Annotated in this window: 16 protein-coding genes and 1 pseudogene; 12 read left to right on the plus strand and 5 right to left on the minus strand. The window is 40.6% G+C overall.

The genetic code is table 11. The features are described from left to right. Positions 1 to 151: 151 nt before the first annotated feature. The 7 genes from G4P69_RS08310 (at position 152) to G4P69_RS08340 (ending at position 9255) form a co-directional block, all read left to right on the plus strand. On the plus strand, positions 152 to 859 hold the full coding sequence (locus tag G4P69_RS08310) for a chemotaxis protein CheW (protein ID WP_208340084.1): 708 nt from the start codon (positions 152 to 154) through the stop codon (positions 857 to 859). Further along, entirely contained in the window at positions 856 to 3813 is a 2958-nt protein-coding gene (locus tag G4P69_RS08315; protein ID WP_310833922.1) for a response regulator, read from the plus strand. The genes G4P69_RS08310 and G4P69_RS08315 overlap by 4 nt, the downstream gene beginning before the upstream one ends. 211 nt (positions 3814 to 4024) lie before the next feature. Next, entirely contained in the window at positions 4025 to 5047 is a 1023-nt protein-coding gene (cheB, locus tag G4P69_RS08320; RefSeq protein ID WP_208340083.1) for a chemotaxis response regulator protein-glutamate methylesterase, read from the plus strand. 38 nt (positions 5048 to 5085) lie between these two features. Then, positions 5086 to 6408 (plus strand): PP2C family protein-serine/threonine phosphatase, encoded by a 1323-nt coding sequence (locus G4P69_RS39895; RefSeq protein WP_310833923.1) that lies wholly within the window; start codon positions 5086 to 5088, stop codon positions 6406 to 6408. Between the two features lie 157 nt (positions 6409 to 6565). Further along, the gene (locus G4P69_RS08330; protein WP_208340082.1) at positions 6566 to 7150 is read left to right on the plus strand and encodes a DUF6272 family protein; all 585 of its coding nucleotides are present in this window, start codon (positions 6566 to 6568) and stop codon (positions 7148 to 7150) included. A 51-nt stretch (positions 7151 to 7201) separates the two neighbouring features. After that, on the plus strand, positions 7202 to 7555 hold the full coding sequence (locus tag G4P69_RS08335; protein ID WP_208340081.1) for a slr1659 superfamily regulator: 354 nt from the start codon (positions 7202 to 7204) through the stop codon (positions 7553 to 7555). Positions 7556 to 7617: 62 nt separating this feature from the next. Next, complete coding sequence (locus G4P69_RS08340; protein WP_243902915.1) at positions 7618 to 9255, plus strand: mechanosensitive ion channel family protein; 1638 nt, start codon at positions 7618 to 7620, stop codon at positions 9253 to 9255. 58 nt (positions 9256 to 9313) lie between these two features. On the opposite strand, the gene G4P69_RS08345 is transcribed toward G4P69_RS08340, so the two are convergent. After that, positions 9314 to 10840, minus strand: coding sequence for an ABC transporter permease subunit (locus G4P69_RS08345; RefSeq protein ID WP_208340079.1), 1527 nt, complete (start codon positions 10838 to 10840; stop codon positions 9314 to 9316). Positions 10841 to 10917: 77 nt separating this feature from the next. Between G4P69_RS08345 and G4P69_RS08350 the strand changes: the two genes are divergently transcribed. Then, positions 10918 to 11670, plus strand: coding sequence for an amino acid ABC transporter ATP-binding protein (locus tag G4P69_RS08350; RefSeq protein ID WP_208340078.1), 753 nt, complete (start codon positions 10918 to 10920; stop codon positions 11668 to 11670). 151 nt (positions 11671 to 11821) lie between these two features. Here G4P69_RS08350 and G4P69_RS08355 read toward each other — a convergent pair whose 3' ends face one another. Further along, positions 11822 to 12010, minus strand: coding sequence for a hypothetical protein (locus tag G4P69_RS08355; RefSeq protein WP_208340123.1), 189 nt, complete (start codon positions 12008 to 12010; stop codon positions 11822 to 11824). Beyond that, complete coding sequence (gene lipB / locus G4P69_RS08360) at positions 12007 to 12681, minus strand: lipoyl(octanoyl) transferase LipB (RefSeq protein ID WP_208340077.1); 675 nt, start codon at positions 12679 to 12681, stop codon at positions 12007 to 12009. Before lipB ends, G4P69_RS08355 begins: the two co-directional genes overlap by 4 nt. 692 nt (positions 12682 to 13373) lie before the next feature. Between lipB and hpf the strand changes: the two genes are divergently transcribed. Continuing rightward, on the plus strand, positions 13374 to 14027 hold the full coding sequence (gene hpf / locus G4P69_RS08365) for a ribosome hibernation-promoting factor, HPF/YfiA family (protein ID WP_208340076.1): 654 nt from the start codon (positions 13374 to 13376) through the stop codon (positions 14025 to 14027). A 98-nt stretch (positions 14028 to 14125) separates the two neighbouring features. Here the strand turns inward: hpf and G4P69_RS08370 are convergent, their stop codons facing one another. Together G4P69_RS08370 and G4P69_RS08375 are read right to left on the minus strand one after the other, a co-directional pair. Further along, positions 14126 to 14581, minus strand: coding sequence for a peroxiredoxin (locus G4P69_RS08370; RefSeq protein WP_208340075.1), 456 nt, complete (start codon positions 14579 to 14581; stop codon positions 14126 to 14128). A gap of 139 nt (positions 14582 to 14720) precedes the next feature. Continuing rightward, positions 14721 to 16152, minus strand: a pseudogene (locus G4P69_RS08375) (RNA-guided endonuclease InsQ/TnpB family protein). A 58-nt stretch (positions 16153 to 16210) separates the two neighbouring features. Here G4P69_RS08375 and G4P69_RS08380 point away from each other — a divergent pair. The 3 genes from G4P69_RS08380 (at position 16211) to G4P69_RS08390 (ending at position 18329) form a co-directional block, all read left to right on the plus strand. Further along, positions 16211 to 16393 (plus strand): hypothetical protein, encoded by a 183-nt coding sequence (locus G4P69_RS08380; protein WP_208340074.1) that lies wholly within the window; start codon positions 16211 to 16213, stop codon positions 16391 to 16393. A gap of 90 nt (positions 16394 to 16483) precedes the next feature. After that, positions 16484 to 16729 carry a hypothetical protein gene (locus G4P69_RS08385; protein ID WP_208340073.1) on the plus strand — a complete coding sequence of 82 codons (246 nt, stop codon included), beginning with the start codon at positions 16484 to 16486 and terminating at the stop codon, positions 16727 to 16729. Positions 16730 to 17153: 424 nt separating this feature from the next. Further along, positions 17154 to 18329: a hypothetical protein gene (locus tag G4P69_RS08390; RefSeq protein ID WP_208340072.1), complete on the plus strand. Its 1176-nt coding sequence runs from the start codon at positions 17154 to 17156 to the stop codon at positions 18327 to 18329. Positions 18330 to 18345 lie beyond the last annotated feature (16 nt).

Below are 18345 nucleotides of genomic sequence, written 5' to 3' on the forward strand. Positions count from 1 at the left end.
GAACCCCATAACACTCTATTGCTGGCTGTTCAGCTATACTTTGTTACCTAATTCTCCCGTTCTTGCAAAATTTGTCAAGTTTGTGAAAAACTAAGTACACATATTCCCTATTATCTACCTTAACTTTTACAACTCCTGCACAAATTGCTGTATGCAACAAAATATCGTTAATGATTGCTGGAACCATATTGGCGTGGAAGGCGATCGCTCCTGTACCGAGTTAACAACCTTCATTCATTGTCGTAACTGTCCTGTTTACTCGGCAGCTGGGCGCAGCTTATTAGAACGAGAAGCACCAGTAGAATATTTGAATGAGTGGACTAGCATACTCTCAAAAACTCAGTCAGAACATTCTGTTTCTGCATCCCAACTTAGCACAACAGTGCTTGGTCTTGCACAAACCATATCAGTAATGATCTTTCGACTGGGCGGCGAATGGCTAGCACTACCAGTGCGTCTATTCCAAGAAGTGACACAACCGTGTACTATTCATAGTATACCCCACCGAACTAACGAACTTTTTCTCGGCTTAGTTAATATTCGCGGCGAAATTTTAATGTGCGTTTCCCTCAGCCATCTCCTCGATTTAGAAACCATAGCTGACTCAACTAATCATCTAAGTTCAGTTACTCCTCAACGAATGGTAGTTGTGGGAACAAATGAAGAAAGATGGGTTTTTACCGTTGATGAAGTGTGTGGAATTCACCGCTTCCACAATCAAGAGCTACAAGCCGCCCCTGTAGTCATTTCCAAAGCAACAGAGGCTTACACAAAAGGCGTAATTCACTGGCAAGATCAAAAAGTGAATTATTTAGATTCTGATTTATTATTTTATACTTTAAATCGGAGGGTGTTGTGACAGACAGCAAACACGATATTACAACTGATCTCTCTTTACTGGGTATATTTCGCTCAGAGGTTATAACCCAAACAGCCATTATCCAGGAAGGAGTGTTAGCTCTACAAAACCAAAGCCAATCTCGCCAGACATTAGAAAACATGATGAGAGCAGCCCATTCGATCCAAGGGGCTGCCACAATTGTCGAAATCGACCCCGTCGTGACACTGGCTGGATTTTTAGAGGACTACTTTATTGGTGCTGCTAAGCAAAACATTAACCTTGAACCAAACCAGATAGATTTGCTGCAACAAGCAGTTAATTGGCTCCAGAACCTTAGCCAAACAGTAGATGAAGATCTAGATAATTGGCTATCACAACATCTGGATGAGGTTAATAGGATTATACAGGGAATTCGGGCATGGGGCACGGGGCATGGGGCAATGGGAGCAGAGGAGCTCTTGAGCCAGCGCCGTACTTTGGTTTCCAAAGTTGAAGCGACTGGCGTGAGTGGGGGGGACTCTCTTTCCCCAGAGGGGAAAGGGGAAGTTTCCTTGGGAACCTCTTCAGATTCTCAGCCCAAGAGCCCTACAGTAACGCAGTCAGTGAGTTCTGGTGAGCCTCAGGTTGTTAGCCCTTCTGTGGTAGAAATTAAGGATACTTCTATGTTGGATTTGTTTCGACTGGAAGTGGAAGCGCAAGGGGCTATATTAAATGAGGGCTTGTTATCTCTCGAAAGTCAGCCGCAGTCTGCGCAAGCGCTTGAGTCCTTAATGCGGGCTGCGCATTCGGTGAAGGGAGCAGCTCGGATTGTTGGGATCGATGCGGCGGTTCAATTGGCTCACGTCATGGAGGACTGCTTTGTTGCTGCTCAGAACCATGCGGTTACCTTAGATGGAGATGATGTAGATGTGCTATTGTCAGGGGTTGATTTACTCATAAATATTAGCCAGCTTGAGCCTACGGATTTAAACCCTTGGTTGTCACAACACGTTGGAGAAATTGCAGCAACTAAAGAAGCAGTTACTGCTATATTCACACCTGGCGCAGTTGCTAAGGTAAAGGTGCAACGCCCACAGGAGCAAGTTAACAGCGCACCCCCAGATAAGCCCAAATTAGATGTTACAGCTGGTTCCGAAAAATCACTAGCAACTACAGCTAACGAGTTAGCTACAACAACATCCAGTCAACTGGAACCAATTAACCAATCAACAACATCACAGCTAACTCCTGCGACAGATCGGGTTGTGCGGGTTAGTGCCGAAAATTTAAATCGCATCATGGGTTTAGCAGGGGAATCGTTAATTGAAGCGAACTGGCTACAACCGTTTGCTGATTCTCTGATAGTTTTAAAGAGACGACAATTAGAATTGGCAAAAATTCTTGAAGACTTGCAGAACTCTTCCTCATCGAACCAACCTGCTCAAAGCAGTGAGAAAGATTTAGAAAAAGCGCGACAAAAGGAGCGAGAATGTAGGGAGATTTTGGGCGATCGCCTAAACGAACTAGAATTATTTGCCCGTCGCAACACCACTCTTTCTGATCGGCTCTATAGAGAAGTAATTGCTTCTAACATGCGTCCGTTCACCGATGGGGTACAGGGATTTCCCCGCATGATTCGGGATTTGGCAAGAAAGCTGGGTAAGCAGGTGAAATTAGAAATTCTTGGCAAATCTACCCCTGTAGATCGGGATATTTTAAAGAAACTAGAAGCCCCCCTCACCCATATTCTACGTAATGCCGTTGATCATGGTATTGAACTTCCCCCAGAAAGGTTAGCTGCTGGTAAACCTGAAGAAGGGACGCTCAAACTCGAAGCGTTTCACCGAGGAGGGATGTTAGCTATTACCATTTCTGATGATGGTAAAGGAATTAACCCAGAGTGGCTACGGCAAAAAGTTGTTAGCAAAAACCTGACTAATGCAGAAATGGCTGCACAACTTAGCGACAGCGAACTGATGGAATTTTTGTTTTTGCCTGGTTTTTCCACAGCGAAGCAGGTTACTGAAATTTCTGGTCGCGGTGTTGGTCTGGATATAGCCAAGACTATGGCACAAGAAGTTGGTGGTAACGTCCGAGTAAGTTCTCAACCCGGAATGGGTACAACTTTTAATTTCCAGTTACCCTTAACACTGTCTGTTGTTCGCACCTTACTAGTAGAAATATCCGGTGAACCCTATGCCTTCCCGTTAGCACGTATCGACCAGATTGTAATTGTTAATAAAAAAGAAATCTCCTCGGTTGAGAACCGACAATACTTTACACTAGACAACAAAAATATCGGTTTAGTAGCTGCCCATCAAGTATTGGAGTTGCAGGAATTTCCCTCAAACTCCGACACTTTGTCTGTCGTAGTGATTAGTGAACAATCAGATTATTACGGCTTAGTAGTAGATCGATTTTTGGGTGAACATGATCTAGTTGTCAGACCATTAGATCCCCGGCTAGGTAAAGTCCAAGATATGAGTGCTGCTGCTCTTATGGGTGATGGTTCTCTAATTCTGATTGTGGACGTTTCTGATATAATGCGTTCTATTGATAATCTGCTTAATAACCGTCGCTTGGCTCATTTCAGCAATGATGCAGGCATTGCCGTGTTAGACTCTCGCAAGAGCATTCTCGTGGTTGATGATTCAATTACAGTACGTGAAATGGAGCGAAGATTACTAGAAAATAAAGGATACCAAGTAGATGTTGCAGTAAATGGTATGGAGGGTTGGCACGCGGTCTGTGCTAAAAACTATGATTTAGTAATAAGCGATGTAGATATGCCTCGCATGAACGGGATAGAGTTTGTGAGTAAGATTAAAAATGACCCAAGATTAAATTCTATTCCTGTGATTATTGTCTCCTATAAAGACAGTGAAGAACACCGCGTTCAAGGTTTAACCGCAGGAGCTGATTATTACTTAACCAAAGCCAGTTTCCATGACGAGACCTTGGTGAATGCGGTGATTGATTTAATTGGGGCATAGGGGACTGGGGCACGGGGCATGGTGTGAAAATGATAAGTAAGTGGTAAATATACTTGGTTTTGAATGTACAAAAATATATCTGTGTATTTCCCTTGTCTTGACCTATCGCGTATTCCCAATTCCCATTACCCCAATCCCCGATGCCCCAATCCCCGATGCCCCATGCCCCATGCCCCATGCCCCATGCCCCATGCCCTATGCCCTATGCCCTATGAAAGTTGCTATTGTAAATGAGATGATCATGAGTGTAGAGATCCTGCGGCGCATCTTGCTCACAATTCCTGATTGTCAACTGGCTTGGGTTGCACACGATGGTGCTGATGCAGTCGCCAAGTGTGCCAAAGATACACCCGACTTAATTCTGATGGATTTATTCATCCCAATTATGGATGGGGTAGAGGCGACTCGCCAGATTATGAAAAACTTTCCCTGCGCTATTTTAATTGTGACAGGGAGTGTTGATAAAAATGTAGCTAAAGTATTTGAAGCTTTGGGATATGGTGCACTCGATGCAGTGAGTACACCGGTTTTGGGATCTAGCGGGAGCGAAGAGTTACTGAGTAAAATTGCCACTATTCGTAAACTGCTGGCAAAATCGACCTCTAGTGGAAAAAGTAATACTTTGACCAAAGCTACTACAGTGCAATCAACCTTCACCTCGTCGGTTCCACCACTGGTAGCGATCGGCTGTTCTACTGGTGGACCAAATGCATTAGCAAAAATCCTTGGGGAGTTACCTGCAAATTTTGGTGCATCGGTGGTGATTGTCCAACATTTAGATGCTTATTTTGCGACGGGTTTAATTGAATGGTTGAATCAGCAGACCCCTTTACCAGTTTTAATGGCATCTGCTGGCGATCGTCCAGAAGTTGGCAAAGTATTGATTGCTGTAACAAACGATCATTTGTGTTTGCAATCAAACATGACTTTAAAATACACGCGAGATCCTATTGATTATCCTTATCGTCCCTCGGTTGATGTATTTTTTAAAAGTGTAGCTCAGTATTGGAAACGCAGGGGAACGGCTGTGTTATTAACAGGTATGGGTAGAGATGGCGCTCAGGGGTTAAGTGCCTTACGTAGTCAGGGATGGCATACAATTGCTCAAAATCAAGCAACTTGCGTTGTTTATGGAATGCCAAAAGCTGCTGTAGAACTAGATGCAGCTGTGGAAATTTTGCCACTAGAGGCGATCGCTCCTACTTTAATTGAGAGATTAGCGGTTAGCCATTAGTACTTTTAGTATACTTTTTTGTAAGGAGAATCTCATCTGTGGCAGAAGATCCAATTACAGTGTTGCTTATCGACGATCAGCCAATGATCGCCGAAGCTGTTCGTCGAATGTTGGCAACAGAAGAAGATATTAGCTTTCATTACTGTAGTGATCCCACCCAAGCTCTCAAAGTTGCTAAGTCATGTCAACCAACCATCATTTTACAAGACTTAGTAATGCCAGAAATGGAAGGACTAGTCTTAGTGAGGTTTTTACGGGCTCACAATGCTTCTACAAAAGATGTTCCCTTGATCGTTCTCTCTAGTAAAGAAGAACCAGTCATTAAAGCAAAAGCTTTTGCTTTAGGGGCTAACGATTATATAGTCAAACTTCCAGACAAGGCAGAACTGATTGCACGGATCCGCTACCATTCTAAAGCATACGTAAACTTTCTCAAACGACAACAAGCAGAAGCTATCTTGCAAGCGGATAACGTCCGGATGCGTAAAGAATTGGATATGTTGCGCCAAATGCAACAAATGATCCTACCTACAACAGAAGAACTAAACTCTATAGAAGGTTTAGAAATTGCTGGGTACATGGAACCTGCTGATGAAGTAGGCGGTGATTACTATGATGTGTTGTATATAGATGATGTTGCTACTATTGCGATCGGTGATGTAACGGGACACGGACTTGAAAGTGGTATTGTTATGGTCATGACCCAAACAGCAGTGCGCACTCTTAAAGAGGTTCGAGAGATCGATCCAGTTAAATTTTTAGAAACGCTCAACCGGACTATTTATAAAAATGTTATACGCATGAATTCTGAAAAGAATTTGACGCTAGTGGTTCTCACTTATTCAGAAGGAAAAATTAGGATTAGTGGTCAACATGAAGAAACTATTGTAGTTCGAAATGGGGGTGAAATTGAGCGTATAAATACTATGAATTTAGGATTCCCTATCGGATTAGATGAAGAAATCGGTGACTTTATTGCTCATACTACTATTGAATTAAATGCCGGAGATGGAGTTGTTCTTTACACCGATGGAATTCCGGAAGCATACAATATTGATAAACAACAGTATGGAATAGAAAGATTATGCAAAGTTATTAGTCAAAGTTGGGATGGTTCTGCGGAAGAAGTTAAGCAAGCAGTGATTGATGATGTTAGGGGATTTATTGGTGAACAGAAAGTTTTTGATGATATTACTTTAGTTGTTCTCAAGCAAACCTCATCACCGAATGAAGAATCGTTTGATAATGAAGAATCGTTTGATAACGAAGAATCGTTTGATAACGAAGAATCGTTTGAGGAAGTGTATGAAAATGTGCGAAAAAGGAGAAGGTTGGGTTTTTCTCGTAGAGGAAAAATTTAATATCGTAGCACCGAATCTTTAAAGTTCTTGCTTTATTGGTGTGTTAAATTTATGTGTGGTGCCTTAAATTTAGAGACGGTGCGTTACGCTTCGCTAACGCACCCTACGTGTTCATCTTATAAAGAAAAAAACAAATTAGAGACAAATTTTGTTAGATATGAGTAGAATTTTTGGAAATTTCATTGATAATTTTCCTCAAGAGTATGATTCATTAGAGATAAGCTTTAATTTTGGTTCGCGATTAATACAGAAACGATGGAAAAATAACCGGTTATCAGCTTATTTCGTAGCAGACTATTTATCAAACATTCTACCAATTGACGAAGATGAAACTCAAGATAATTCTCGCATCGAGGCAAGTAAAAGTACTGTGACTTATATTGCCAATGAATTGTTAGAGAATGCGATGAAATTTAGCGAAGACAATCAAGTTAAGTTTGGCATTCATTTCCTGGAAGACGGTGAAACGTTTACGGCTGTGATTTTTACCAAAAACGCCATAACTGCTCAAAAGGCTGAGAAATTTCAAGATTTTATTAAAGAACTACTCTGTGCTGATACGCATGAATTATACATTCAGCAGATTGAAAAAACAGCAGAAGACGGAGATAGTGAAGCTTCAGGGTTAGGTTTACTGACTATAATCAATGATTATTCAGCAAAATTAGGCTGGGAATTTGATTCAGATCTCAGTAATTTAGGAATGTTAACTGTAACCACAATGGCTCAGGTTATTATATAATATAACAATAACTCCTTACTCAAACATTCGAAGAAGAAACACAGACGACCTATGATCGCTCAACAAATTAAAGGCGATGACTATCAAGTTCAATACGAGCCAGAATCAACAACAGTTTATTTTAAAGGACAAATCACTCTAGGAAAGCCATCGGAGTATGCTCCTCTGGTGAATTTACTCAACGAGGTGGCTGCATCAGAACCCAAAAATATGACCTTAAACGTCAAGGAATTAGCATTCCTTAATAGTTCTGGCATCAGTATGTTGTCTAAGTTTGTTCTTGGAATGCGCAAAAAGAAAGGAACTCAATTGGTGGTATTAGGTTCAAAGAAAATGCCTTGGCAATCTAAATCGTTGAAAAACTTAGAGCGATTACTGCCAGGGTTAAAATTGGTAGTGGAATAAAATAATAACACCATATCCTATTGATTAGTATGATAGACAACCTCTTGAATCAACTTCATAAAATGAATACAGGAGGCTTACTCCTAACCAGTTTGCTAATAAGTGTTGTCTTAACTGGTGTATTATATACATTTTTGCAATATATCCTGCGGCCTGTTTTTCGCCAATTTGAAAAGGATACCGCAATTGTTACCTTAAATGTTTCTATCTATCCCGCTTTAATCATCTTCCAGATTCTTAGCCTAAAAATTATTTCCGAGAAATTAGCATCTATTAAAATTTTTCCCTTAATAGACCATATTCTGATTTCTTCTGTCACTATAGTTGCTAGTTATTGGGCGGTTCAATTATTTACTCAAGTTTTTATCTACTCTCTTAAAGAGTATACTAAACAAACCGAAGTTATGTGGGATGATGTATTGCTTCCGATACTTTCGGCGGTTGTTCCCATACTTATTTTTGTGACGGGTGGAGTTCTGGTTATCAGTAGTTTTGGAGTTGATTTAACAGGGGTTTGGGTAGCATTAGGGGGCGCGACTTTTGTTCTCGGTTTTGCACTCCAGGATATTTTAGCTAATTTTTTTAGTGGAATTGTTTTACTTATTGATACTCCTTTTAGATTTGGAGATATCCTACTACTTGAAGACGGTTCAATTGGAATGTTACGCAGGATCGGTATTAGGGTAACTCAGTTATATGTATTTAGTGATCATTGTGATGTCTATGTGCCTAATAGTGTACTACAAGGTCAAAAAATAACAAACTTAAGCCGCCCTACATCTTTATACTATCATTCTCTTTCGCTAGAAATACCCTCAGAATGTGACCTTAATCAATCTAAAGAACTGATAGAAGAAATTGTTCTAGCTCATCCCGATACACTAGGGGATATGGATCTTAAATTAGACGTCATCGATGAATACTATAATTCTGAAGATGTCGGTGTTCATGTACTAAAACAACAAAAATATGGCAAATTACGGTTACTAGCCGAACAAGCAGTCGACTCTAAGTTAGATGAAATTGAACAAGCTCTAGAAGCTTTAGTTGTCACAATACAGTGTACTGAAAAAGGAGGGATGACGGAAGAGGAAATAGATAATGTACAACAAGAGTATCAAGGAGTTCTAGAACTTATGGGTTTCCAACTTATTGAGGAAACCCATAACAACCGTACAGGATTTAATTTTGAAGAAAATTCTGAAGAGGGATTAGTTGAATTAATTAGGGAATGGTATCGAAGCTGGATTAAAGATCCTAATTTACTCGACGAAGATGAAGCTTTTATTTCAGAAGAATGGGAGCGGAAAATTTCTTTATTAAAAAGAAGAGCGCAACGTCTGTCGCAAAAAATATCTAATCCTAAAACTGATGAAACTCGCTTAGATGATTATGTCGTAGATTTAATTGAGTGGCTGAAAGAAAAGCTAAAAGTACCACGAAAAAAATGGCAAGAACCTAAAGTTAAGATGATAGGCATGAATCATGATGAGTCTTCGTACTATGTTGAATTGGAAGTGGCATTTTTTGTGGATGAAATAAAACTAGAAGATGGTAAAAGAGGCGATCGCGTCAGAAGCCAAATTTATCAAGAAATCTTCCGCCATTTCAAAAACACCTACCTTGATTGGGATGGCGTTAAGGAAATAGAATCGGCAGAAGATATTAGTCTTAGCGCAAGTCACAGCAGTAAAAATTAAACGACGGTAGGGTGCGCTCTTGCGCATTATCAACTATTATTGGCCAATACGGAACCAGTCAAACCTTAGCTTTGGATTGCTTAACAGGATTCATAGAAGTTTCTATGCGGCTAAACACTTGTGAAGATAGGAGTGTCAAGCATAAGTAAACCACAGCTACGGCTCCATAGAATTCAAACGCCTTATAATTTTCCGCTACAATCAACTGTCCTTTACGAAACAATTCTTCAAAACCAATCACCGCGACTAAGCTTGTGTCTTTGAGCATAGCAATAAACTCATTACCCAAGGGAGGTAGCATTCGTCGGAAAGCTTGGGGAAAAATGACATATCGCATCGTTTGTACAGAACTTAAACCCAGTGATTGTGAAGCTTCCGATTGTCCAGATTCAATAGATTGAATCCCAGCACGCACAATTTCTGCAATATAAGCGGCGCTATTTAAGCTCAACGCCATCACTGCTGCTACAAAGCGATCAAAAGTGAAGGTAAAACCAAGCTCTTGAGCTAAAGCGGGTATACCAAAGTAAATCATAAAAATTTGCACTAGCAATGGTGTACCGCGAAAAAAATCTATATATGCTCTTGCAGTCCATCGCAACGGTATAATTTGAGACAGCCTTACAATTCCTATCAATGACCCACCAATTAAACCAAGGACTCCAGAAATTGCAGTAAGTATCAGGGTTATTAAGGCTCCTTGAAGAAGTAGGGGAAAATACTTAAGAATTAAATTAATTGATGCAAAAATACCTGCGTCGCCTGATTGAGTATCTTCTTTCTGAAAGGATAATTTCTCTGGTAACTCAGGTGGAGTGCTATTAAACCATTTTTTATAGATTTGAGCATAAGTGCCGTTACTCAGCACCTTTGTCAAACCTTGATTGATCAGTTTGAGATTTGGCGAATTTTTTGGTGTTGGAATACCATAATACTCTTCAGTCAGCAACTGACCAACAATTTTTAACCCTTGAAGGTTACCAGTTTTAATCCCGTATAAAAGTCCCGGCTGATCGTGAACAACAGCATCCACATTGCCATTGAGCAGTTCTTGCAGCGCTATGGGTGTATCATCAAAAGTGCGAATAGCAGCGCCAGGTACGGTTTTGGCTTTATCTGCGCCTGTGGTGCCAATTTGAACCGCAATCTTCTTATTCTTTAAACTTTCAAAGTTTGTAATATCTTGATTACTACCACGAACTGCGATCCCTAAACCAGATTTAAAATAAGGGCGTGAGAAAGAAACTGTCTTGGATCTTTCTTCGGTAATAGTCATTGCTGAAACTGCCGCATCTATACTTTTTGCCTGTAAAGCGGGTATCATTCCAGAAAAAGGCATGTTTTGGTATTTGACTTGAAAGCCAGCAGCAGCTGCGATCGCATTTACCAATTCAATATCAAAACCCTGCAACTTACCAGCAACCTGAAATTCAAAAGGAGCAAAAGTCGGTTCAGTTGCTACCGTCAGGGTTTTTTGGACACCTCTAACACTTCCGTTGAGACTAGAAACCCCAAACAACAGCAGGCAAGTCAACCCAAAAACTAGACCCAAGTGTAAAGTTCGCTTAACAAACAATTTAACCATATCTTTTCTATCCCTTCTCTTCCTCCACGGCTCTGTATTTATTAGTTAAAATTAGCTTTAGTGAAGCTAACATTCTCATGAACAACTCCACTCCCGTAATAATTTTTGACAATATTGAAAAAAACTTTGGCTCTCTCAAAGTTCTCAAAGGAATTACTGGTGAAATCCATCGGGGAGAAGTTGTTGCTGTAATTGGTTCCTCAGGTTGTGGCAAAAGCACGCTACTACGCTGCTTCAACCGACTAGAAACAATTAATGGAGGACGTTTAGTAGTTAACGATATCCCTCTGCACCAAACTAACTTTGATAATAAGCAACTACGGCAGCTGCGAACCCAAGTCGGTATGGTGTTTCAGCAGTTTAACTTATTTCCACACCTGAGTGTACTTCAAAATCTGACACTTGCTCAGCGAAAGGTTTTGGGGAAATCGTTACAAGAAAGTATACAGATGGCAGAGTTTTATCTGGAAAAAGTAGGGGTGTCTGATAAAGCATCTGTTTATCCCGATCAACTCTCAGGTGGACAAAAGCAACGGGTAGCTATTGCTCGTAGTTTATGCATGAAACCCCAGATTATGCTGTTTGACGAACCAACTAGTGCTTTAGATCCAGAACTTGTTGGTGAAGTTTTACAAGTCATGCAGCAATTAGCAACAGAAGGTATGACGATGGTGATTGTTACTCATGAAATGCAATTCGCTCGTGAGGTAGCAAATCGGGTCATATTTTTAGATAAAGGTGTTGTAGCAGAAGAAGGTTCAGCTTATGATGTTCTGACAAACCCTGAAAGCGATCGCCTACGTGCTTTTCTGAGTCGGTTGAGAAGTTAGCCCCTTTGGGGAAGTCAAAAGTCACGCATTCAAAAGTCGGGGAGCAAAGGAGCAATTTATTAAGCTTATCCACATTTAAGTTACATTTTACTCTATTAGTCGAAAAATCTTAAAACCCCATGCCCTATGCCCCATGCCCCATGCCCCATTATCATAAATATTCGCGTAGGAAATCGAAGGGGTCATCTTCCCAACATGGTTCGGGTATCATCATCCGCAATTTATTGTTGATATCTGCTTCTATTTCATCACTGTCTCCTCTATCGAACAAGTCTACTAGAACTTTCCAGTCTCGTTCCTTAAGGGGCATTAACGGTTGTGCATATACTACATCGTTCACTGCTGTAATGGCTCAACTAACTCGATATCAAACACCTCAGCAAATGATTCTGCTACACGAGACCGTACCTCTTTTACTGTGATATTAGGAATCCATCGGGCTAAACTAGCTACAGGTTTGTCAGAAATTCCGCAGGGTACAATGCGCTCAAATCCTTTCATATCTGGACAAACATTTAAGGCGAAGCCGTGCATAGTAATCCAACGACTGACTTTAATGCCAATAGCAGCCACTTTACAATTCTCTAACCAAACACCAGTAAAAGGTGGTATGCGCTCTCCGTGCAAATCATAGAAGTTTAAAGTATTAATTAATACTTCTTCTAGTTGCCGCAAGTACCAGTGAAGGTCTTGGCGATAACGTCGCAGATTCAAAATCGGATACCCCACTAGTTGACCAGGACAATGGTAAGTGACTTCTCCACCTCGTTCTATAAAATGTACATCATATGGACTCTGTCCGGGAGCAAACTTTAAAAATTCTCGGCTGGTTCCTTGTTTTAGGGTGTAGACAGGTGGATGCTCTAGCAAGATTAACACATCATGAAGGCTAGGGTCTTGAACCCGCTCACTAAGTAGCGCTTTTTGCCAATTAAGAGCTTCTAAGTACGGGGTAACCCCCCTATTGTATATCCAGCATTGGCGCTGATGCGAGGTATTATCGATTAGCATGGAAACAATGAAATGTATGTAAAGTTACAAATTGTTTAATGAGCAATTGTCAAGCTATGCAAAGGATTTTAAAGGAAAGTCAAATGAATAGTTTTTGCACTGAGCAAAGTGCTAAGTTGAATAAATAACCTCAATGGTGTTGGGAGGAATTCTCTGCAATAACGCGCAAGCCAAGAAAATAGGAATTAATGGAAACTGCGGATGGCGTCTAGCCAGTTGTTTTGATACAATAAAAGTAACACTTATAAGAGGAATAAATAATCTCTATGAAAAGTAAGTGTAACCCAATTCTGAAGGAGACTGAAGCTTACAATATCTGCAAGGGTATGGAACTTTGCCTTACCCAAGGTAAGTAAGTCTTATAAACAGGAGTCAGAATTCAGAATACAGGAGTCAGAATACACCACCCGTAAAGAGATGGTGTTTTAAGAAAAGTTGTAACCCCCTGTTTCAGAAACGAGTAGACGAGGTTTAAACCAGTATTTATTCTTCTGATTCCTGACTCCTGACTCCTGACTTCTGTTTGATAAAGCCTCTACGTAACAAAAACTTAACTTCAGGTAGTTGGGGCAGGTGCATCAGTAGTTTGTAAACATTTATTTCTAACTGTTTCTGGCAGCAATGAGATAGCTGAACTCAACTTTGTTTCTTCCAAACCAAAGACATACTAAACATTGAGCGGGAGAGTTTACATGAAGCTTGTCATCCACGGCAAAAATATTGAAATCACCGATGCAATCCGAGAATACGTTCAGCAAAAAATAGAAAAGGCGGTGAATCATTTTCAGAACATCACAAACGAAGTGGATGTCCATTTAAGCGTAGCTCGCAATCCCCGAATAAATCCTAAGCAAGCTGCGGAAGTGACCATTTATGCCAACGGCAACGTCATCCGCGCCGAGGAGAGTAGCGAGAACCTGTATGCTAGCATAGACTTAGTGGCAGATAAAATAGCCCGTCAACTCCGTAAATACAAAGAACGGCGAAACGGGAAGAAGACCCATGCTGAACCAACCCTAGAGGGAATAGTACCAGAGGAAATAGTAACAGATTTAATTGGCGATCGCACCCCCGAACTACCGGGCGAAGTTGTGCGTACCAAATATTTTGCTATGCCCCCAATGACCATTACCGAAGCTTTAGAGCAACTGCAATTGGTGGGGCACGACTTTTATATGTTCCGCAACGCTGAAACTGGAGAGATCAACGTAATCTACGAACGTAACCACGGAGGATACGGCGTCATTCAACCCCGCAACGGTAACAATCATACCAACGGCAACAGCAAGAACGGCAAAGTAGCACACACCGCCAACATTGCTACCCCCGAAAAGAACTATAGATGAACTTGTTCGTAGTTGCGCTTTAGCGCACTGAAGCGCAACTAAAACCCTTTAACGTTGTTGCAAATAAATTCACATAATCAACAAACAACAACAAATCCCTAACCCACAGGCTGCTGCAACACCTTCAAAGTTTCTTCCACGTGACCCTTAAAATTAAGCATCGAGTCGAAGATATATTGCACAACCCCCTGCGGACTAATAACATAAGTTACACGACCAGGAATCAACCCAAAAGCTGTTGTTGCGCCGTATAGCTTACGCACTTGACTATCCTTGTCACTCAAGAGAGTAAAGGGTAAATTATACTGACTAGCAAACTTTTGATGTGATTCAGGAGAATCACCACTCACGCCAATCACTTCCGCACCAGCCGCTTTAAATACCTCATACTGATCGCGAAAAGCACAAGATTCAGCAGTACAACCAGGTGTATTGTCCTTTGGGTAAAAGTACAATACAACAGCTTTGCCTTGAAAATCTCTTAAGCTCACCGATGAGCCATCCTGTGATGGTAATGTAAAATCTGGAGCTTGATCTCCTACTTTGATTGCCATTTTTCAATCCTCAATCAGGGTCTATTATACGGTCACGTATTATTTGTCTACTAAGTAAAGTATCTAGGTACTCTAATCGATTAGCGAATCAAAAACCTTTTATCTCGCATAACATTGATTCAATAATTAATATTCCTGATTATATAATTTGACATCTCCCCGCTTTAAAAAGACGGGGATTCTGCAAGGATGTTGCTCGATGGTCTAAAGACGCACTGCGCAACGTTGTTGCGAAATGACTTCTTTAGATCGTGGAACAAGTCATACCTATGCGGCAGTGTCAAAGCTGCGCTACCCACCTTGACTAGACTAATGCCTAGCTGTGTGGCTACTTTTGCTAAAATGTTGGCTGCACCATTGCAATCAGCATTGATTAAAAAACCCTTTGCACTCTGATACAATCCGCGCTCAATTCTGTCACCTGACACCTTATATCCTTCGGGTTTTTCACCGTATTTCGGTAATAAGTCGCCATCGAGAAAAGACGCTTGAGACGTATAAGCTTCTTCAGTGATTGTCAAAACAATACCGTACTCTGGGCAAAGCTGTTTTAATCTTTCAATTAATCTACCCGTAGGAATCGGCACAAAATTTTGGTTCCCGCGTTTCCCAATATTGGAACCGTTTTTCTGTCCAACATTCCAACCAATAACGAGATTACCAACTTTATCATCTAAGCAACGATTAATGATAAACCGTGCCGCTTTGTTGATGCCATCCCTCATCTGGTTATTGCGTTTACGCTGGATTCTGTCAAGGTTTGCATCCCAGTAGAAATCTGACTTGCCTTGTTTGTACTTGGCAACAAGACGACAATAACCTTGATTCATTGACTTTAGTTTAGAACCATCAATGATTAAACTTTGACCATGAGTTGAAACACCTGTTAACCAATTTGTTCCACCGTGGTCAAAACTCCAGGCTTGGGTGTAGTCAAGGTTGGGGTTAATCTCAATCGGCTGTTTACCATCGTCAATTACCCAATCAATCCACAATTCTCCGTAATATGGACGCACCGTAACTTCTCTTACCCAGTCAGAATCAATGAATTCCGGTAGTCGCAAACAGATGTCAACAAGCATGTGAGGCTTAGTTTCTCGGCTGATTGACGGATAAAAGCAGCCATCAGAAACCGTGAGTGCTTGACGTGGAAATGTTACAGATGCTAACCCACCTTTTTTACGGTACTTGGGTAAAGAAGGTCTATCAACTTCTCGATTGTAGTAGAGACTAATTAGACCGTTGTAAGAAGTTATTGACTCTCCAACAGTTTTAAGTGTTTGTTGTGCGGCTTGCGCTGCAAGTGCTTTGTAATGTGGATTGTCTTTTAAAGCTTTGTCGAGTTGAGGGTATGTTGTTTGACATTTGTAAATCTTCCAACCATGACGCAATTCATCACCACGCCAATATGTTGTAAATGCGTTCCCTGACTCCTCTAATCTTTCGTAATGTTCCTTTTTGGCATGATAAAGAGCGCAATTGATTAGACTGTTTGCACGTTGGCATTGATCCACCCAAAACAGTTTTTCTTCTTCTGTGAAATTCGCTTTTACTGGAATTGTCCGGTACAGTTGACTTACCTCCTAGTCTTTTGTTATCCTTAGGTTAGAATACTCGATAATTCTAATTATGTCAACAGGTAAAGGAAAGAAAAGAATAAAAAATCAACCCGTTTTATACAACGAGCTAAAAAAAATACATGGAATATCTTTAACTGATTCTTCTTGGAATAAATTAAAAAATATCTCTAAAGAAAAGGGATTAAGTGTTAGTGAGTTCGTTGAACAATGGCTAAGAGACACAGCAGGTTAAAACCTGTCCTCGTCGGGTTTCATCCCCTGTCTAAAGACTAGGGGTTCTCACCCTCCCACATTATTTTGATAGGGTTTACAAGAGTTCTTTATGGATAAGCGGGTGACTGTTGTATTTGATGGATGTGTTTTGCGTCCAGATACGCATTTGGATCTGACCCCAAACACACGTTATGTAATCACAATCCAAGAATTAAATCAAGCGTCGTCACCAGGAGATGCTTGGGACTTGCTAGAAACGATGGTGGGGACTGTTGAGGCACCACGAGATTGGTCTAGTGAACATGATCATTATTTGTACGGTACACCAAAGCAAGAATTTCTAGATACTCCATGAGTGATGAGCGCTTATTTCTAGATACAGTATTCATCCAGGCTTTGCTGAATAGACATGACCAGTATCATCTCGTAGCAAAAGCATTTCTGCTCAGAGTACGAGTAGCATCAGCTGTTTGGGGTAACGGAAGCAGTATTGGTAGAAGTAGGTAATGCCTTAAGTGTTGCTAATCGCTCAGGTGCAGTACGATTTATCCAACAGTGTTATGGTACGCCTAATTTACAAGTCGTGACAGTAAATAGCTCTGCGTCAGTTCTAGTAGTAATTTTTTAGTCCGGTGCGGGATGGTGACTGTAGCATCATCCTGTTGAAAAGATCACAGATATCTTGGCTAAATAGTAGCTGCTAATTACTATCGATATTAATTTTAACATGTTCGCTGGGAATACTAAGTAAGCTAAACAAGGAGGCTGCACGTATTTCCATGAGTGATAGTTCAAAGACTTACACAATTATCATGCTCGGACCGCGAGGTTCTGGTAAGACCGTATATCTGGCAAGTATGTATAAAAAGCTATCTATTCAAGGTAAAGAAGGTTTTTTCTTAGAAGTTGATAGCGAGGAAAAGCGTAAACGCTTATATAATATCTATACCCAAATTGCCATTGATGAAAGATGGCCCAAAGGGACACAACTAGAAGAAGTGTCAGAGTGGACTTTCACGTGCTGTGTCCAAGGGAAAAATTTATCAATTTATCCGGCTTGTCAATTTAAATATCTTGATTATGCAGGTGGCAGACTCACGGACGAGATGGGAGGAGATGGGGATAATTCTTTCGACAGCAAGCTGCAAGATGCTGATGCTTTACTAGGTCTTTTAGATGGTCAAAAACTGCGGGCGTTAATGCGTAATGAAAAATTAGGGCACTTTTGGGCGGTGAACGAACTGTCTAATATACTGAGCGTAATGCAACGCGGCAAAAAAAAACCAGCTATCCATTTTTTGATTAGTAAATGGGACATTCTTATCAATCAATATAGCCTTGAGCAAATACGAAATCGTTTACTAGAAATTGATGAATTTAGAAACTTAATTCAGCTACGTAACCAAAATGATTTACCTGTTCGACTTATCCCGGTTAGTTCTGTAGGTATGGGATTTGCAGAACTTCAGCCAGATGGAAGTATGGCTAAAACAGGCAAGTTACCTGATCCGTTTTTAGTAGAAATGCCTCTAGCCTGTATTTTACCTGATAGGATTAAGATTACCTTACAGGAATTGATACAAAAGCAAGAAGAACTAAGCAAACCAGTTGAAGTTAAGCCTGATTTAAATTTCTGGGACAAATTAGGACAAGCTTTCAAAGTCGTGGGTCAAGTAAGTCTTGGCATGATAAAAAAATACATGCCAACAAAATTTAACTTTGCTGAAGATACCTTAGAAAATTTAATTAATTTGCTTGATAACTTGGATAAACCAATTCAACAGAAGCAAGAAGAAGCATTAAGAAGAACTGAGGAACTGCGTCGTAAGCAAGCTGAATCTCTCAAAAAAGTGGCTGATGAAGAAACAGCACTTAACCACGTTGTTAACTGTTTTATTTCACTCACAAATGAACTTGAATCTAAATTCCCCGCATCTAATCTTAAGAAACTATAGATAACCAAAAATTTTA

Source organism: Aetokthonos hydrillicola CCALA 1050 (assembly GCF_017591665.1).
Taxonomy (GTDB): Bacteria; Cyanobacteriota; Cyanobacteriia; order Cyanobacteriales; family Nostocaceae; genus Aetokthonos; species Aetokthonos hydrillicola.

Bases quoted from the DNA above. Each gene is read 5' to 3' on its own strand.
- G4P69_RS08310 (WP_208340084.1), top strand. From the start codon at position 152: ATGCAACAAAATATCGTTAATGATTGCTGGAACCATATTGGCGTGGAA.
- cheB (WP_208340083.1), top strand. From the start codon at position 4,025: ATGAAAGTTGCTATTGTAAATGAGATGATCATGAGTGTAGAGATCCTG.
- G4P69_RS08330 (WP_208340082.1), top strand. From the start codon at position 6,566: ATGAGTAGAATTTTTGGAAATTTCATTGATAATTTTCCTCAAGAGTAT.
- G4P69_RS08335 (WP_208340081.1), top strand. From the start codon at position 7,202: ATGATCGCTCAACAAATTAAAGGCGATGACTATCAAGTTCAATACGAG.
- G4P69_RS08340 (WP_243902915.1), top strand. From the start codon at position 7,618: ATGAATACAGGAGGCTTACTCCTAACCAGTTTGCTAATAAGTGTTGTC.
- G4P69_RS08345 (WP_208340079.1), bottom strand. From the start codon at position 10,840: ATGGTTAAATTGTTTGTTAAGCGAACTTTACACTTGGGTCTAGTTTTT.
- G4P69_RS08350 (WP_208340078.1), top strand. From the start codon at position 10,918: ATGAACAACTCCACTCCCGTAATAATTTTTGACAATATTGAAAAAAAC.
- lipB (WP_208340077.1), bottom strand. From the start codon at position 12,681: ATGCTAATCGATAATACCTCGCATCAGCGCCAATGCTGGATATACAAT.
- hpf (WP_208340076.1), top strand. From the start codon at position 13,374: ATGAAGCTTGTCATCCACGGCAAAAATATTGAAATCACCGATGCAATC.
- G4P69_RS08370 (WP_208340075.1), bottom strand. From the start codon at position 14,581: ATGGCAATCAAAGTAGGAGATCAAGCTCCAGATTTTACATTACCATCA.
- G4P69_RS08380 (WP_208340074.1), top strand. From the start codon at position 16,211: ATGTCAACAGGTAAAGGAAAGAAAAGAATAAAAAATCAACCCGTTTTA.
- G4P69_RS08385 (WP_208340073.1), top strand. From the start codon at position 16,484: ATGGATAAGCGGGTGACTGTTGTATTTGATGGATGTGTTTTGCGTCCA.
- G4P69_RS08390 (WP_208340072.1), top strand. From the start codon at position 17,154: ATGAGTGATAGTTCAAAGACTTACACAATTATCATGCTCGGACCGCGA.